Source organism: Defluviitoga tunisiensis, assembly GCF_000953715.1.
Lineage (GTDB): Bacteria > Thermotogota > Thermotogae > Petrotogales > Petrotogaceae > Defluviitoga > Defluviitoga tunisiensis.
Genome location: NZ_LN824141.1, coordinates 678,346 through 695,176 on the forward strand (window position 1 = coordinate 678,346; position 16,831 = coordinate 695,176).

Annotated in this window: 17 protein-coding genes and 1 tRNA gene; 13 read left to right on the plus strand and 5 right to left on the minus strand. The window is 31.1% G+C overall.

The window, feature by feature from the left end:
• Window positions 1-16: 16 nt before the first annotated feature.
• Both DTL3_RS03230 and DTL3_RS03235 read right to left on the minus strand, forming a co-directional pair.
• Window positions 17-1,522, minus strand: coding sequence for a 5'-nucleotidase C-terminal domain-containing protein (locus DTL3_RS03230; RefSeq protein WP_045087498.1), 1,506 nt, complete (start codon window positions 1,520-1,522; stop codon window positions 17-19).
• Window positions 1,523-1,569: 47 nt separating this feature from the next.
• The gene (locus DTL3_RS03235) at window positions 1,570-2,466 is read right to left on the minus strand and encodes a damage-control phosphatase ARMT1 family protein (RefSeq protein ID WP_045087499.1); all 897 of its coding nucleotides are present in this window, start codon (window positions 2,464-2,466) and stop codon (window positions 1,570-1,572) included.
• Between the two features lie 273 nt (window positions 2,467-2,739).
• Here DTL3_RS03235 and rpmH point away from each other — a divergent pair, with 273 nt between their 5' ends.
• From rpmH to DTL3_RS03265, 6 genes are all read left to right on the plus strand, one after another.
• A complete protein-coding gene (rpmH, locus tag DTL3_RS03240; RefSeq protein ID WP_045087500.1) occupies window positions 2,740-2,874 on the plus strand; it encodes a 50S ribosomal protein L34 in 135 nt (44 codons plus the stop codon).
• Window positions 2,875-2,883: 9 nt separating this feature from the next.
• On the plus strand, window positions 2,884-3,258 hold the full coding sequence (gene rnpA, locus DTL3_RS03245) for a ribonuclease P protein component (RefSeq protein ID WP_045087501.1): 375 nt from the start codon (window positions 2,884-2,886) through the stop codon (window positions 3,256-3,258).
• Complete coding sequence (gene yidD, locus DTL3_RS03250) at window positions 3,239-3,502, plus strand: membrane protein insertion efficiency factor YidD (RefSeq protein ID WP_045087502.1); 264 nt, start codon at window positions 3,239-3,241, stop codon at window positions 3,500-3,502. Before rnpA ends, yidD begins: the two co-directional genes overlap by 20 nt.
• 40 nt (window positions 3,503-3,542) lie before the next feature.
• Complete coding sequence (gene yidC, locus DTL3_RS03255; protein WP_045087503.1) at window positions 3,543-4,931, plus strand: YidC/Oxa1 family membrane protein insertase; 1,389 nt, start codon at window positions 3,543-3,545, stop codon at window positions 4,929-4,931.
• Between the two features lie 8 nt (window positions 4,932-4,939).
• The gene (gene jag, locus DTL3_RS03260) at window positions 4,940-5,596 is read left to right on the plus strand and encodes an RNA-binding cell elongation regulator Jag/EloR (protein ID WP_052670317.1); all 657 of its coding nucleotides are present in this window, start codon (window positions 4,940-4,942) and stop codon (window positions 5,594-5,596) included.
• A gap of 63 nt (window positions 5,597-5,659) precedes the next feature.
• Window positions 5,660-6,496, plus strand: a complete 837-nt coding sequence (locus DTL3_RS03265; protein WP_045087504.1) for a hypothetical protein — start codon at window positions 5,660-5,662, stop codon at window positions 6,494-6,496.
• An 83-nt stretch (window positions 6,497-6,579) separates the two neighbouring features.
• Here the strand turns inward: DTL3_RS03265 and DTL3_RS03270 are convergent.
• Window positions 6,580-6,654: transfer RNA gene (locus DTL3_RS03270), tRNA-Glu, on the minus strand.
• 83 nt (window positions 6,655-6,737) lie between these two features.
• Window positions 6,738-8,060, minus strand: a complete 1,323-nt coding sequence (locus tag DTL3_RS03275; protein WP_045087505.1) for a sigma-70 family RNA polymerase sigma factor — start codon at window positions 8,058-8,060, stop codon at window positions 6,738-6,740.
• 350 nt (window positions 8,061-8,410) lie between these two features.
• Between DTL3_RS03275 and rsxC the strand changes: the two genes are divergently transcribed.
• From rsxC to rsxA, 5 genes are read left to right on the plus strand one after another with little or no spacing between them, the layout of a single operon-like run.
• Window positions 8,411-9,736, plus strand: a complete 1,326-nt coding sequence (gene rsxC / locus DTL3_RS03280) for an electron transport complex subunit RsxC (protein ID WP_084217119.1) — start codon at window positions 8,411-8,413, stop codon at window positions 9,734-9,736.
• 1 nt (window position 9,737) lies between these two features.
• The gene (locus tag DTL3_RS03285) at window positions 9,738-10,715 is read left to right on the plus strand and encodes an RnfABCDGE type electron transport complex subunit D (protein ID WP_045087506.1); all 978 of its coding nucleotides are present in this window, start codon (window positions 9,738-9,740) and stop codon (window positions 10,713-10,715) included.
• Window positions 10,712-12,049 carry an FMN-binding protein gene (locus tag DTL3_RS09750; protein WP_231854044.1) on the plus strand — a complete coding sequence of 446 codons (1,338 nt, stop codon included), beginning with the start codon at window positions 10,712-10,714 and terminating at the stop codon, window positions 12,047-12,049. Before DTL3_RS03285 ends, DTL3_RS09750 begins: the two co-directional genes overlap by 4 nt.
• Window position 12,050: 1 nt before the next feature.
• Window positions 12,051-12,671 (plus strand): electron transport complex subunit RsxE, encoded by a 621-nt coding sequence (gene rsxE / locus DTL3_RS03295; RefSeq protein ID WP_045088584.1) that lies wholly within the window; start codon window positions 12,051-12,053, stop codon window positions 12,669-12,671.
• Window positions 12,668-13,237, plus strand: coding sequence for an electron transport complex subunit RsxA (gene rsxA / locus DTL3_RS03300; RefSeq protein WP_045087507.1), 570 nt, complete (start codon window positions 12,668-12,670; stop codon window positions 13,235-13,237). The genes rsxE and rsxA overlap by 4 nt, the downstream gene beginning before the upstream one ends.
• 71 nt (window positions 13,238-13,308) lie before the next feature.
• Here the strand turns inward: rsxA and DTL3_RS03305 are convergent, their stop codons facing one another.
• A complete protein-coding gene (locus DTL3_RS03305; protein WP_045087508.1) occupies window positions 13,309-15,360 on the minus strand; it encodes a metallophosphoesterase family protein in 2,052 nt (683 codons plus the stop codon).
• Window positions 15,361-15,521: 161 nt separating this feature from the next.
• Here DTL3_RS03305 and frr point away from each other — a divergent pair, with 161 nt between their 5' ends.
• Window positions 15,522-16,085 carry a ribosome recycling factor gene (gene frr, locus DTL3_RS03310; protein WP_045087509.1) on the plus strand — a complete coding sequence of 188 codons (564 nt, stop codon included), beginning with the start codon at window positions 15,522-15,524 and terminating at the stop codon, window positions 16,083-16,085.
• The gene (gene uppS, locus DTL3_RS03315; RefSeq protein ID WP_045087510.1) at window positions 16,086-16,826 is read left to right on the plus strand and encodes a polyprenyl diphosphate synthase; all 741 of its coding nucleotides are present in this window, start codon (window positions 16,086-16,088) and stop codon (window positions 16,824-16,826) included.
• The last annotated feature ends 5 nt before the right edge of the window (window positions 16,827-16,831 follow it).

Here is a 16,831-nt window from a genome sequence, read left to right on the forward strand (position 1 = left end):
TTAATAACGAATTTTATTAATTTAAATATTTGATTCTTTGTTCGGAAGGATAATCTTCAATAACCTCCAAATACATAATATATTCTGCTAAAACATCTGCATCGGTGAATCCTGTATCATAACCAGGTTTACCGACGAGCATGGTGTAACCATCGCCACCAGCAGCCACATAGTTATTAGATACAACTTTATAAGTTTTGTTAAGATCTAAAGGTTCTCCATTTATTTTAACATTAATAGGTTTGCCATCCTTAATCTCTGCAGTCATTCCACCAACATGAAGTTTTGCTCCTTGACCGTCTGGAATAGTTGCAGCATATTCTAGAACAGCCATTAAATCTTTCCCTGTTAGTTCCATCACATAAACTGTATTGCCAAAAGGAAGAACAGTTAGGACATCCCTATATGTTATTTCTCCAACATCTATAGAGCTTCTAATACCGCCACCATTAACTAAAGCCACATCTGCACCTGTTTTCCATATCATAGAGTCTGCTATTAAGTTGCTCAAGTTTGTAGCGTGACTCCTCACATGTGCTCTTTCACCATCAAGAAGAACGTTAGTTACCCCAACAACTTGATCAAGGGCGGCGGATCCTAACTGATAGAACATATCAGAAAACATTTTTATGAAAGGATCTTCTGGAATATCTGCAGTTATAGGTATTAACTCGCCTCTCCAGTCGACAACTCGACCACTGTCTACCCATAAATCTATTCTACCTAAGAATTTACCGTGTTCTCCTGCTTGAGCAATAATGACATCATTTATTAATACAGGTGAATCTAAAACAGAATGTGTATGACCATCGATTATTACATCAATTCCTCTGAAAGATTTGGCAAGTTCATTTGTTGATGTAAATTTAACTGGAAGGTTTGGTTCGGGATTTTTATCATCATAGTAACCTAAATGTGACAAAACAACAACTACATCAGCTTTTTCTTGAACTATAGGTAAATAGTTTTCTAGAGTTTCTTTTGCATTTACTATAGTATTATCCCCTAAATATATTGGTTCTAAAACTAAAGTTTGCTCTGTTGCAAGACCTATAATTCCCACTTTTAAATCTCCAACTTTTTTAATGATATAAGGCTCAAAAATCGGTCCGCCGTGTAGATTGTCAACATAGTTAGCAGCAACAAAAGGGAACTGTGCAATTTTACTTTGTAGTTCAAGGATCTCAAAAGGTTTATCAAATTCGTGATTTCCAAGCGTCATAGCATCTAAACCCATATAACTTAATATCATAAAATCTGGCAAGGCATTTACTTGATCTGATTCTGGGACACCAGTATTAACGTCACCTGCATGAACAAAAAGTACATAGCCATCTTCTTTTTCGACCTCTTCTTTAACCTGGTTAACAATAGTCGCAATTCTTGCAAATCCTCCACCATCGTCTGTACCCCATACGTGTCCATGTGTGTCATTTAAATGTAGGATGACAAGATGCGTAGGTTTTGCAAAGATCGATAAAGCCACCAACAAAATCAGAATGACGCTAGTAAGTTTTTTCACTTGGATCCCTCCTTTAAATTTGTGATACCATATAACGGAGTAACCTATTATTTCACATTAGTACTGTTTTTTTTGAATATTAAGTCACCTACATTAACACCTAAAAGTTCAGATATGACTTTGCAATTAACAACCAAAGAAAAATATATAGGTTTACGTGAGCTAAGGTTAGCTAAACTTTCATAGTTTGCTTGGCCTTTTACTATTATTATATCAGCATTTTCAAAAATATTTTTAAAGGTTGAAGTGGAATCCTCCCACAATGTACCTAAATAATCTGAACCACTTTCAAATGGGATAGAGATTTCCTTTAAAAAAATTTCTTCGGCGTCTTTCATAGTTGCACATTTATATACAGGTTTAGATTTTACAGCAGAATGGATTATCAAATTTGGATAAATGTCTTTTATTGTTTTAATAAAAAGTTTATCAAAAACAATTTCCCCTGCATAATTATGAATAAAGAGTAAAGAATTAGCTTTTTCTAAATCTTTATTTAATTGTTGAAAGTCGTTTATAACTATCGTTTTATTTCTGAAAAAACTATTTATTTCTATCTCTAATTCCCCAAAAGAATTTTCTGAAGTATGGCTAAATAGTTCACCCATTACACAAAGCTTAAAAGCTGATTTTAAAGGGTCTTCAGTGGATAAACACAAATCAATTAAGTCGTCGTAAATCTCTAAGAAATGCTGATTTGCATTTGTTTTTTCGATATAAAAGTAATCTTTATTTGGAAAAATTTCAAAAAATGTGTCAAAAAAAATCTTAGACAAATATGAAAACTCTAGGTCTGGATTAAGTTGATTCAAAATTTTTTGGATCATTGTCTTGTAATCGTTAAAAATTTGAGTGGATGAAAAATGATTATTGGCTATTACCTTTGGCAATAATTCGGAAGCATAGTTTAGTATACAATTTATACATTTATAATCCACTTTCACATTATTCACTCCTTGAAGATTTTTTCATAAATATATTGAGATATTGAAGAGAAATTATCCTAATTAATTTTATCATCCTAAAATTAAGTAAGTATTTTATTTCTTATAGTTTTGTTAATAAATACTTGACAAAATTTGTTACCTCATTTTATTGACAATACAACAATAAACCATTATAATATTATTCGATAAATTTAAAGAATATTCTTTTAGTATAATATTGATATAATTGATATAATATATATAATAATTTTAGAACTTGGAGGTGTAAAAATGAAAAGGACATATCAACCATCAAAAATTAAACGTAATAGGACACACGGATTTTTGGCAAGGAAGAGTACCCCAGGAGGTAGGAACGTTTTAAGAAGAAGAAGAGCTAAAGGAAGAAAAAGATTAACGGTTTAGATTAGCATTATGAGTGATCAGAAATTACCTAAAAGGGAACGTCTTAAATTTAACAAAGATTTTAAAAGGGCTTTTGAAAAAGGAAAAAGGATAATCGATACTTATTTTGTTATCATTTATTTTGAAAACAATTTAAGATATAGTAGAATAGCTACTGTAGTTAGAAAAGATTTTGGTAAGGCCTTTCAAAGAAATAAAATTAAAAGATATATTAGGGAAATTTACCGAACTAATAAAACGTTTTTTCCAAAAGGGTATGATTTTGTGTTTATACCCCGAAAGTTTTTATCTGATAACTTTTGTAAAGTTAGTTATTCTGAATTAAGAGAAATGATTTTATCTATGGTTAAGAGGATGACAAAAAATGAAGAAGTTTGTTCTTAAGTCTATTGAGTTTTATCAAAAACGTATTTCTCCAACCACTCCTCCCCGTTGCAGGTATATTCCTACTTGTTCTGCTTATACTTATGAAGCAGTTGAAAGATTTGGGGTATTTAAGGGATTATATCTGGGATTAAGACGTTTTTTAAGGTGTAATCCTTTACACAAAGGAGGGTATGATCCAGTGCCAAAAACCTTTAGTTTTCTTTCTAACAAGAATAAGTCTAAAAAATGTCTAGACGTTTAGACATAGTTTTTTATTTTAAAAATGTGAAGGAGTGTGTGACTTGAAAAAAAGAATTATTCTACTTCTTTTCTTAACAACTTTAGCTATTTTTACTTTTGCGATTCCAGAGATTCAGGTTTCAGAAAGTTCTCTTCATGATACTATATTTATTGAAATGAAGCTTTATAAATTAGTACTTGATAAGGATGGACATATTGTAAGCTTTGAGCTTTATGATAATAGAACTAAGAAATTCAATTTAGTATATGAGTATATAGGTGACAGTTTTGACGTTCTAGACGAAACCACAATGGAAGAAATTTTACCGATTAGTTATGATTACTTTGTTCCAAATGATCGAGGTTATATAGAAATTAGATATTTTTATCCAGAACAAGGTGAAAAAATCTATAAATTCTATAATGATCCAAATTTTCATTTTGACGTTGAGTTTAAAAATTTAACTGGCTATATTACTTTACCAACAATATCTTATACCTCAGGAATTAGGTATAAGAATAATGATTTTGTCTCTTATATTGATAAATCACCATTAACAGGGGCTAAATTAGATGCAACATTAGCTTTTCATGCCCCATCTAATATTGAATTATATGAAAATAAATATTTATTTAAAATCAATGGTGAATCTTGCTCATTAATATCTTATTTAGGTCCCACCAAGAAATTATTTTTGAAAGAAACATTCTCTAACATAGATGATGGAGCTGTCTATTCTAATATATTAAATTTAATTAAAGATCTAGGAAAGTTTGGTTTTTTTTCTAACATATTTTATGGTTTAGTTTATTTTTTCTGGTGGCTATTTACTGTAACAGGAAATTTTGGTTGGGCAATAATTTTATTTACTTTGATAGTCAACGCAATCTTATTCCCAATCTATGGAAAGCAGAAAAAATCTGCTATTGAAATGAAACAACTACAACCTGAATTAGATAAAATTAAGAAGAAATATAAAAATCCACAAAAACAACAAGAGGAAATGATGAAGTTATATCAAGAAAAAGGTATTAATCCTGCAAGTGGATGTTTAACTTCTTTAATACCGCTACCTATAATGATCATGTTATGGCAGGTTATTTATTATTTTGAAGGAAGTTATGCCTATAATCCAAGGTTCTTTTTTTGGACAGACCTTTCTATAGGTGGGTTTAAAGCAAACTTTCCGCTTTTATTAATAGCAATTGTTGCATCGATAATAAATGCCATGTTAATGTCTCAAGATTCCAAAACTGCATGGACATCGGTTATTATGTCTGTAATTTTCCCTTTCATGTTAATAGGATTACCTGTGGGAGTATTCATTTATTATGCAATGAATAATATAGTACAAACGTTGTTAACTTTTATTTATAACAAAATCTACAAAGTTAAAGGTATTTCTGTTAGACAACTTTTTGGTTTGGGTCCTAAGCCTGTCAGGAGGTGAACGTCGAAGTGCTAAAAATAGAGCAAAAAAAAGTTTTTGAAGGAAATGATTTAGAAACGACTTTGGAAAAGGTGAGAGAAGATTTTAAGGTTCAAAGTAATGAAGAAATATCGTATAAGATTATTCAAGAGCCCTCGAAAGGTTTTCTTGGTATTGGGAAAAAACCTATTATACTAGAAGCATACCTAAACGAACAATACTTAATAAATAGGGTAAATGAGTTTTTAGAGTCAATCCTATACTATTTTGAAGAAGAGGTAGACATTAAAATTAAGTGTCATAATAAAACTATTACTATTTACTTAGAAGGGGAAAGCTTAGGTAAAATTATAGGAAAACAAGGAAGAAATCTTGGGGCGCTTCAACATCTTGTTATGATTTATGTAAACAGAATGACTGACACTAAATTTGACGTAAGATTGGATGTAGGAGAATACAGAAAAAAAAGGAAAAAGAATTTAGAATTAATTGCCGAGCAAGCTGCTAAAAGAGCTATAATAACGAATACTAAGGTTGAACTATCTCCCATGTTTGCTTTTGAACGCAAAGCAATACATGAGTATATAAAGAACAATTATCCCAAATTAGCAAGTGTTTCGGTTGGATTAGAACCATATCGAAAAGTTGTTATATATCCATCAAGAAATGGGAAACGTAGATACTAGTATATAGTGTACATGGTTTTATCTTTAGTTTTAGTAACTAGCATACTTGGGGGAGGATAAAAAGTGCGAACAATTTATCAGTATCAAGAACAAACTCTCTCCATTATTACAAAAGACAAAAATCCAGATTTAGGAATAATTGGTGGAATTGAAGTAGAGCACATAGTTGATAAAATAAGAGATAATTCAACCATTGTTACTCAAGTCGGAGGACCTGGTGGAAAACTCGCATTATATTTAAATGATTTCTTTCATTTAAAGCCTATAATATTAGATTTTCTTAGTATAGATGAGTATTTTGATCTAATATTAAAAACTTTCCAAATGAAGAAAATACAAGTTGTTTGGTTAGATAAACCTTTGGGTAACAAGAGAAAAATAAGAATCTTAAATGAAGATAAAGAGTATATAGATCTAAGAGAAACGAAATTGAAGATTGAGGCAGAATTTTTGATCCAATTTTTACATAATTTAAAAAATGTATATGTATGTTATGAAGATTGGAATCAAAAAGTTTTAGATTTTATTAATTCAAAAAATCGAACAATTTTTGTACATCTAGATAATCAAAAAATGGATAATGATACAGTATTTTACTGTGATTACCTATTTTTAATTGCCAAAGAATCTACAAATCTACAAGGTGTCAATAACTTATTAAAAAATCTTAATACAACAAGCAATATAATCATTTCCAAAGAAGCTATAATGTTTCAAGACAAGATTTTAGAGGTACGCGTAATGCAAAAAAAATATTTTGATGAAGCTGTTGCAGCGTTTGAAGCTGCTTTTATAAGTTGTCTAACAAAAGGAGCCACCCTAAAAACAGCTCAAGAAAATGCTTTTGGATTGTACTGTCATGTATTAGAAAATGGATCTATTCCTACTGAAAGACTATAAAAGTTATATAAAATGAAAATGCAGCGATGGCGTTGTCATCGCTGCATTCTTCAATTATACAACTTAGAAGAAGTTAGATGGGGTGGCAGCCCCACAGGGAATCGAACCCTGACTCTTGGACTGAGAATCCAATGGACTAACCATTATCCTATGGGGCCATCGTGAGCTACATCATACATTCATAGAAATTATATCATTATTGGTTAATCCTGTCAATCACTTTTTTAGCTTAATATTGCGATTAATACTCATTAAGTATATTTTCGATCATCTTTCTTCTAACAGGATGTTTTAGCTTTCTAATAGATTTAGATTCTATCTGCCTTATTCTTTCTCGAGTAACGTTGAAATATTCCCCGACTTCCTCTAATGTTTTTTGCTTACCATCAATAAAACCGAATCTCATCTTTAGTACCATAGCTTCTTTAGTTGATAATGTGTCAATTACTTCTTCAACCTTTTCACGAATAATCATCTTACGTCCTTCTTCATGAGGGGTAGGGATATCAGAATCAACGAAATCTAATAATTCAGATTCACCCTCACTATCAACATCATTTGATATCGGAGCATTTAAAGAATAAATATTTTTAGAGCTTACCAATATTTCTTTCATCTTTTCAACAGGTTTATCCATTAATTCTGCTAGAGTTTCCAAATTAGGAGCTTCACCGTTTTCTTGAACATATTCATTAACAATGCGGTTCATTTTATTAATCGTTTCTACAAGATGTACAGGTATTCTTACAGTTCTGCCTTGATCTGCAATTGCTCTAGTAATTGCTTGTCTTATCCACCAATAGGCATAAGTTGAAAACTTATACCCTTTTTTCCAGTCAAACTTTTCTACTGCTTTCATTAGTCCAATGTTTCCTTCTTGTATTAAATCCAAAAAGCTTAGACCTCTACCTGTATACCTTTTTGCTATACTAATTACTAACCTAAGATTACACTTAATTAATTCATCTCTAGCTCTTTTATCGCCTTTTTTTGCCCTCATTGCTAATTTTCTTTCTCTGGAAGGTGTCAGAAGTTTACTTTTGCTTATTTCTTTAAGGTAGATTTTTATAGGATCTTGCATTGAAATGTTGTCACACATTTCAACTTCTAACTCAGAAAAGCCCTCAAAAATATTATCTATTTCTTCGTCAGTGAAATCTTCGTAAAAACTCTCTAAGACGTTTTCGTTATCCTCATCTTCTTTAGTATTAGATCCATATTCTGACCCCAAATTTTCGCAATATTGCTCCAGTTCATCACCATCAATTACAGATATCTCTGCTTGCTTTAACTTATTGTAAAAATCTATGAGGAACTCAAGGCTAAATTCGTCGTTGTTAAAAGATGTTATGACCACTTCTATTTCTTCAAAGGTTATTGTGTTGTTGTTTTTCAAGGCTTTATTTTTAATCTTTTTGACAATATCAACTCGTTCACCGTTTTTTTCCTTTGGAGATTTAGTGGTCAATGTTCGAGAGGTAGTTTCTTTCTTTAGGTAAGGCTCCGATACTTTTACTTTTGATGTGTTAATGTTAGAATCACAACATTTCTTTTCTTCCAACATTCAAAAATCACCTTCTACTATTAAAAAGTAAGAATTAACATTATTAGAAAATTAAATTAAAGTTTAAAAGTTAAACTTATTAAGTGCAAATATAATTCATTAATAACATGAAATTCTAATAACTAAGATTAAATTTGTATTTTTACTTATATAACTGTAACTATTATACAATTTTAATATTAACAACACATGAATACGCAATTAACAAACAAAAATTTAATAATTTTCACAAAGAATACATTATTAGTGTCTGTATTTGATGTTATAATAAAAGCGGTGGAGATACAATTATACAAGTTACTTTTTTCACAACTTTTAAATTTATAAAATATTGCAAAGGAGGTAATTTTGTGCCAACATTTACTTTTAAAGGTGGTGTTCATCCTCCCCAGATGAAAGAACAATCTAGGGATAAAAGTATTCAAAAACTTCCGCTGCCTGACATAGTTTATCTGTTTATGAGTAACCATTTAGGAGTGCCTGCAAAACCAGTAGTTAAAGAAGGAGACTTTGTGAAAACTGGTCAACTTGTTGGTGAAGGTGCAAAAGGTATATCTGCTAATATCCATTCTTCGGTAACTGGTGAAGTTATGGGGATTGAATCTATAGTTAATGCTTCAACCGGAAGAAGAGATCAGGCTGTTGTTGTAAAAAGAACTTCCGAGGATCAGTGGGAATATGTAAAACATGATGCTGATTTTAAAAAATTTACTAAAGAAGAAATAATTCAAATAGTAAAAGATTCAGGAATTGTTGGGTTGGGTGGAGCAATGTTTCCAACTCATATTAAAATGAGTATTCCTGATAATAAGGTTGTAGATTATTTGATAATTAACGGTGCTGAATGTGAACCTTATATTACCATAGATGAAAGAATAATGAGAGAAAAAGCTAATGAAATCATAAAAGGTATTGAAATTATGGATTATGTGCTAAATCCGAAGAAGATTTTCATTGGTATTGAAAATAACAAACCAGAAGCTATTGAAACTCTAAAGAAAAGTATTAAGAATAAAGTAAAAATTGAAGTAGCCCCATTACAGACCAAATATCCTCAAGGTGCTGAGAAGCAATTAATAACAGCAATTACCAAAAGGGAAGTGCCAGAAGGTAAGTTGCCAATTGATGTTGGGACGCTGGTTTTTAATGTTTCTACTGTTTATGCTGTATATGATGCAGTAATAAATGGGAAACCTTTAGTTGAACGAGGAATCACTATAACGGGGAAAGGGGTTAAAAATCCTGGTAATTATTGGTTTAGGATAGGAACCAAAGTTTCAGATCTTTTAAATTTTGTTGGTATTGTTGAAGCAAAAATTGATAGAATTCTATACGGTGGTCCTATGATGGGGATTCCGATCCCAAGTATTGATTTACCAACATTTAAAGGTAACAATGCTATAACAGTCTTGACAAACGAAGAAATATTAAGAAGAAGAACTTATCCTTGTATAAGGTGTGCATCTTGTGTTGAGGTTTGCCCCATGGGTTTGCAACCCTATTATCTCAAGAAACTTGCCGATGCTAGAAAGAACGATTTGGCTCAAGAAAATGGGATATTAAGTTGTATTGAATGTGGTGCGTGTTCATACATTTGTCCGTCAAATATTGATTTATCTAGAACTTTTCAGACAACCAAAAAAGTAATTCAGGCAATTCAGAAAAGGAGGGGTTGATTTGAGACTTAGTACCGAAGCTGCTCCCCATTTTAGAACAAATGATACTACCCAAAAAATAATGTTAGATGTGTTAATAGCTTTAACTCCTGCTGTTATCGTATCAACATGGATTTTTGGTTTAAGGGCTCTTTTTATTATGCTTTTTTCAATGGTATTTGCAGAGGTATTAGAATATGTAACCGTAAAATTTTTGAAAAAACAAAAGGATTTTAAACCAGATTTTTCTGCCTCTGTTACGGGATTGCTTTTAGGAATGAATCTCTCATTAGGAGTTAATTGGTGGCAAATAATGATTGGGGTAGTTGTGTCTATATTAATAGCTAAGCACGCTTTTGGTGGATTGGGACAGAATTTTTTCAATCCAGCTTTAGTTGGAAGGGTATTTTTAATGATTTCTTTTCCTACTGCTATGACTACTTGGTATCAACCTTTTTATTATAAAAGTCCAAGTATAATGACTGCTGCTTCACCTTTATCTATGTTATCGGAACAAGGAATTGACCAAGTATTAAGCAATTATAGCTATTGGGAAATGTTTGTTGGAAAGATTCCTGGTTCTATTGGTGAAGTAAGTGCATTAGCTCTAATTATAGGGTTCATTTATTTGCTTGTGAGAAATAGAGTTAAAGTTATGATTCCATTATCTTATATTGGGACCGTTGTAGTATTTAGCTCCATTCTCTATTTTGTAGATCCTATAAAGTTTGGCAATCCATTATTTCATATCTTGACAGGTGGATTGATGTTGGGAGCGCTTTTTATGGCTACAGATATGGTAACTACTCCTATGACCCCAAAAGGTGAATTTGTATTTGGAGTAGGTGCAGGTGTTTTAACCATTTTAATAAGGTCATTTGGTGGTTATCCGGAAGGAGTATCTTTCTCAATTTTAATAATGAATGCATTTGTTCCATTGATAGATGATTGGCTCAAACCTAGAATATATGGCACTTCTAAAGGAGGTGCTGAAAATTGAAAGAACACTTAAAAACAGGTCTTATCTTAGCAGTATTTATGTTGGCCTCCGGATTATTAGTATCAATTGTTTATAATTTTGTAAGTCCATATTTAGAGCAAGGAGATATATCAAACACATTAAAAGCTATAGAAGAAGTTTTAAAGGATCCTACATCTGGATCATTGATTATTTCAAGTATTCCAAAAGATAAAAAGTCCCTTGATGAAGCTGTTTGGAAAGATAGTCCAGATGGAGTGCTGTATACAAGTTCAAAAGGGGCTAAAGTGTATTCTCCGTCCTACATGTTTAAAGAAGGTAGCAAGGAGATATATGTTTTAACTGTCTCTGGTTTAGGTTTTGGTGGAGAAGTTAAAAGTATTCTTTCTTTAGTAAAAGAAAATAATGAACTTAAATTAAACAAAATTGAAGTATTAGATTATTCTGGTGAAACGCCAGGCCTTGGTGCAAAAATTGCTCAAGATTCTGTAAAAAGCAGATTTTACAATATTCCACAGGAAGGATTGATATCAGGAATCCGAGTTGATAAAGATGCAAAAGCTAGTATATCAACAGAAGAGATAGACAGTTACAAAGAACAAGGAATTGTAAAGACAAGTGATATTATGACAGGTGCTACTATAACAGCAAGAGCAGTAGCTGATTCAATAAACGCTGCTGTAGAATTTTTAAATCAAGAAGGAGTTCTTAAAGCTGAATTGAAGGAAGTTTCTGTAGAGCCAAGTGATGTTCAAGAAGAAATTGATTGGAACGTTATTTTACAGGCAATTGATAAGATTCTTATCGATAGTGAAACTGGAGAATATCTTGTTTCAGACGTACCTACAGATCTAGATAGTTTAGAATCAGCCATTTGGAAGGAAAATTCGGATGGAGTATTATATACAAGTTCAAAGGGTGCAAAAGTATATTCTCCTAGTTATAAGTTTACAGAAGATGCCAGAGAGATATACGTTTTAAATATTGCAGGAAAAGGCTTCGGAGGGGAAGTTAAAAGTATAATATCCTTTGTTAAGGAGAATAACGAACTAAGGTTGAACAAAATTGAGGTTTTAGATTATTCTGGTGAAACGCCAGGCCTTGGAGCCAAGATTGCAGAAGATAAGGTTAAAGAAAGATTTTACTCAATACCTTATTCTGGTCTATCTTCTGGTGTGAAAGTTGATAAAGATGCTGGTGTTACAGTATCTTCAGAAGAAATAGAAAACTACAAAAAACAAGGTGTAGTTAAAACTAGTGATGTAATGACCTCTGCTACAATTACTGCCAGATCAGTAGCTGATTCAATAAACGCTGCAGTAGAATTTTTAAAACAGGAAGGGGTGATTGAATAAAATGGCTGATATTAAAAATTTTACTAATGGCTTGATAAAAAACAACCCAACTTTTGTTCAAGTTTTAGGAATATGTCCTACTCTAGCAACAACGACAAGTGCTAAAAATGCTTTAGGCATGGGAGTAGCTACATTATTTGCTTTGATACTATCTAACATAGTTATTTCATTAATAAGAAAAATTGTTCCTGAAAATGTTAGAATTCCGATATATATAGTGGTTATAGCTTCTTTTGTTACTGTTATAGATTTATTGATGCATGGTTTTCTCCCCGAGTTATGGGAATCTCTTGGTATTTTCATACCCCTTATAGTTGTTAATTGTATTATTATGGGAAGAGCAGAAGCTTTCGCTTCAAAAAACGGAGTAATAGATTCAATATTTGATGCACTTGGTAATGGTTTGGGTTTTACAGGTTCTTTGTTTTTAATAGGAACAGTGAGAGAGTTAATAGGAAATGGAAGTATATTAGGAATAAATATTTTTGGAAATTCTTTTAAGGTTCCCTTACTTGTTTTAGCACCTGGAGCTTTTCTGACTTTAGGTTTGTTACTTGCAATGTTTAATTCAATAGGTAATTCTAAGAAAAACAAGCAGAAAAAGGTAGGTGCTAACAAATGAATTTAGTTTTACTTTTTATTTCAGCAGCGTTAATAAACAACGTTCTCTTGTCTAGATTTTTAGGAGAATGTCCTTTTTTAGGGATGTCAAAGAGTAAAGATTCAGCTATAGGAATGGGACTTGCTGTTATTTTTGTTATTACTATATCAGGAGCCATAACATGGTTTTTAAACGAATTATTAGTAATTTTAGGACTAGAATTTTTACAAACTATATCTTTTATTCTTATAATTGCTGTGTTAGTGCAATTTGTTGAGCTTTTCTTGAAAAAAACAAGTCCCTCTCTTTACGATGCATTAGGGATATATCTTCCTTTAATAACTACAAATTGTGCTATATTAGGTATGTCATTATTAAATATAAGAGAAAATTATAATTTTATAGAGGCTGTAATCAATTCATTTGGTTCAGGATGTGGATTTGCACTTGCATTGATAATATTTTCAGCTATTAGAGAGAAAATGCAATTAAATGATGTTCCAAAAGCATTCGAAGGAACAGCTCTAGCATTGGTAACTGTGGGGTTGTTATCTATGGCGTTTATGGGTTTTTCAGGTTTAGTATAGTTATACTCTGTCAATTTTTAAGGCATAAGATAATCTATAAGGGAAGATTGATATCAATCTTCCCTTTATTATTAATGTATGTAAAACTCATCTATTATCTCGTTTATCTCATTATATTCATTTGGAAAAAGAGGATTTATAATTTCAGCCACAGCAATAACAGTTGCTTTTACAGAATCTTCAGTAACTTCAAAATTGATATAGTGCAATTTACCTAGTACATGTTTAATATGCCAGGCTAAAGGTTCCGCACTGTGATCTGTGTTAAGTTTGGCTCCACCACCACCTGTTGTTATAAACATTATGCCATCCTTATAGTAACGTTCATAGGCGTGAATATGACCATTTATAACTACATCTACTCCATATTCTTTGAATAAGGGTAACCAGTATTTGGTATTATAATGACCGTCCGGAGAATTTTCATCCATAGGTCCATATTCGGTTGCTGTAGTCCAAAAAGGATGATGAAAAGCAACAAAAATGAAGGCACTATCTTGGTTATTTTTTAAGTCGTTTTCAAGCCACTTAACTTGTTCTTGAAATAAAGAAGTATTTTCAAGGATATTTGAGTCCAAAATGATAAAGTGAGAGTTTCCATAATTAAAGGAATACCATCTTTTTGAATAATCACCGCCTCCACGAGGTAACTCAAAAGCTCTATAATAAAGTTCATTGTTTCGCTCATGGTTACCTAAAGCTGTGTAATAAGGAACTTGAGAACCTATTGGATAAGCTGATTCAAAAAAATTTGACCAACTCTTTTCAGAGCTTCCCTCTTCTGTATGATCACCAGGTTTAACAACAAAAGCAAAGTTTAATATATCTGAATTATCATTAATTATTCTATTAACTACATAGCTGTGTAAATAATCATATATTTGAGTATCACCGTAAACTAAAAAGTTAAAACTTTTAATTTCTTCATCATAAGGCTTTATTTGAAAGCTTTTTGTCTCAGATTCTAAAGAGTTACTATAAGTATCGTCAACTCTTATAGTATAATTATATATCCCACCAGGTTTTAATCCTTGAAGAGAAACATGATGATATTCCATAGGAATTAAATCGTAGGTCTGTAAAATATCATTAGGATTGTTTTCAAGATATACTTCAATTTCCGCTCTAGCAGGAATAAATGTTCTGAAATTAACTGTTATGCCATTTTCTGATTTATTAGTTAAAAGTGGTTGATAGAAAAAGTAATTTTCAGGAACATCTAATATAATATAATCACTGTTTAATAAACTCATCGATTCAGTTTTCAAATTTCCAAAATCAACTTTGATTTGGTAATCGTCATTTGATGGAATAAAAAATAAAGCCATTTCATTTTCATCGACTATTTGAACAGATCTAATTTTTTTTAACTTATCTTCGAGCACCACTCTTATCCCTTGAGAAGATTTTCCATTATTTAGCTGGATTTTTTTACCAAAGGTCTGAAAAGCTATACCATGCATTTCATAATACTCTTTTTCAATATCTGCAATACTTTTTTCTACCTTAATGACCCTGTTAAATGTAACTTTTTCATTAGAATTCAATGTAAGTATTGATATATTACTGATCATATTATTTCCAGGAATGATTCTATCAAAAGAAGGTTTATCAAGAGGTAAATATCCAAAACCTCCATAATCCTGTTGCAGCAAAAAAACATGATTATTCATTAATTTTGTATTACTAAAAAATGGGAATGTATCTGAATAATCAATTATTTCAACTAACTGAGATTTTTTTGTTTTATTTGACAAATTTATTATAGTCGTAGAAATAAATATATTATTGTTTTCTAAAGTGTATTTAGTAAGAACTTCAAGTTCATGTCCATAAGATATAAAGCTAATTGAATTGTCTGAAGTCTCTTGTATTTCACTTATTAAACTACTCCCAGAGATTAAAAATTTGTGGTTTGAAATGAGTGACTGATCAAAATTAGCTAATTTGACAGATTTTATGAATCCAACGTTTTCTCCGTCAGTAAAAAGTTCTACCTTTAAGTAATCGTTGTGCAAAGTACATGAATTATTTTGTGAAATATTAGGGTTAACAGAAAATAATGTTATAGAAAGAAATAAAAATAAAAAGAAAAAGAAAAAGATAAAATAACTTTTTTTCATAAATTGTACTACCTCCTTCAAATTGGGATAAAAAAATTAATGCAATGTGATATAATAAATTTTGATTCTGATATAAAAGTACATAAATTAATTATACTACACTCTATTTGATTAATTTTGCTAAAGACTTTTTTATATCTTGAACAAGTGGAGGTGAAATAATGGCAAGGAAAAGCGTTTATGCTAAGCAAACAGAAGAAAAGATGGCGAAAGTAGTAGAACATTTTGAAGAAGAGTTAAAAAAAGTAAGAACCGGTAGACCATCAACGGCTTTTTTTGAAGATATTAAAGTAAACTACTATGGAACGCCTACCCCAATTAATCAAATTGCCAACATGAGTATAGGTGAAGATAGAACTGTCATAATTAGTCCATGGGATAGAAAGATGCTTGAAGCTATAGAAAAAGCAATAAACTCCTCAAACTTTGGCTTCAATGCAATAAACGATGGGAATGTGATTAGAGTAAAGTTTCCAACCCCTACTGTAGAGGATAGAAAGAAATTAGTAAAACTTACTAAAGAGATGTTAGAAGAAACAAAAGTTGCATTAAGAAATATCAGAAGAGAAGATATAAAAAAGGTAAAAGATGACAAAAATAATTCCAAATTGAGTGAAGATGAAGCTAAAAAGATTGAAGAAGAAATTCAAGAAGTCTTAAAGAGTATGGAAGAAGAAGTCGAAAAAATTTATGAAAGAAAAGAAAAGGAGATTATGGAAAATTAAATGGAGATCTCTAACGAAATTCCAGATGGTATTAATTTACCTACCCATATTGGAATTATAATGGACGGAAATGGTAGATGGGCTACAAAAAATAATAAAGATAGATCGTATGGTCATGAGCAAGGGGCGGTTGTGGCAGAAAAAGTGATAGAATGGACTAAAGAGTTTAATGTAAAGTATCTCACTCTATACACTTTTTCGGAAGAAAATTGGAAAAGGCCAAAAGAAGAAATAGATTTTTTGTTTGAGCTTTTTGTAGGTTATTTTCAAGTAAACTTTAAAAAGATAATCGATAATGGGGTGAAGATTGAATTTATTGGTAGAATTGACAAGTTACCAGATGAAGTGTTTAAATCTTGTATTGAAATAAGAGAAATGAGTAGTCAAAATAAAGATTTAACTGTCATTCTTGCACTAAATTACAGTGGTAGACAAGAAATTGTTGATGCAGTCAACAAAATTTTAAATCAATCTAAAGAACAAGTGAGTATAGAAGACATTAACGAAAATCTGTATCTTTCTAATGTTCCATATCCTGATTTAATTATAAGAACAGCTGGTGAAAAAAGACTTAGTAATTTTCTTCTTTGGCAGTCGGCTTATGCAGAACTTTATTTTACTGATGTATTGTGGCCAGATTTTTCTCGTGAAGAATATATTAAGGCACTTTTAGATTATTCCAAAAGAGAAAGAAAATTTGGAGCAATACCTATCCAAGCTAATATAAATCAAGTGGAGTGACGTCT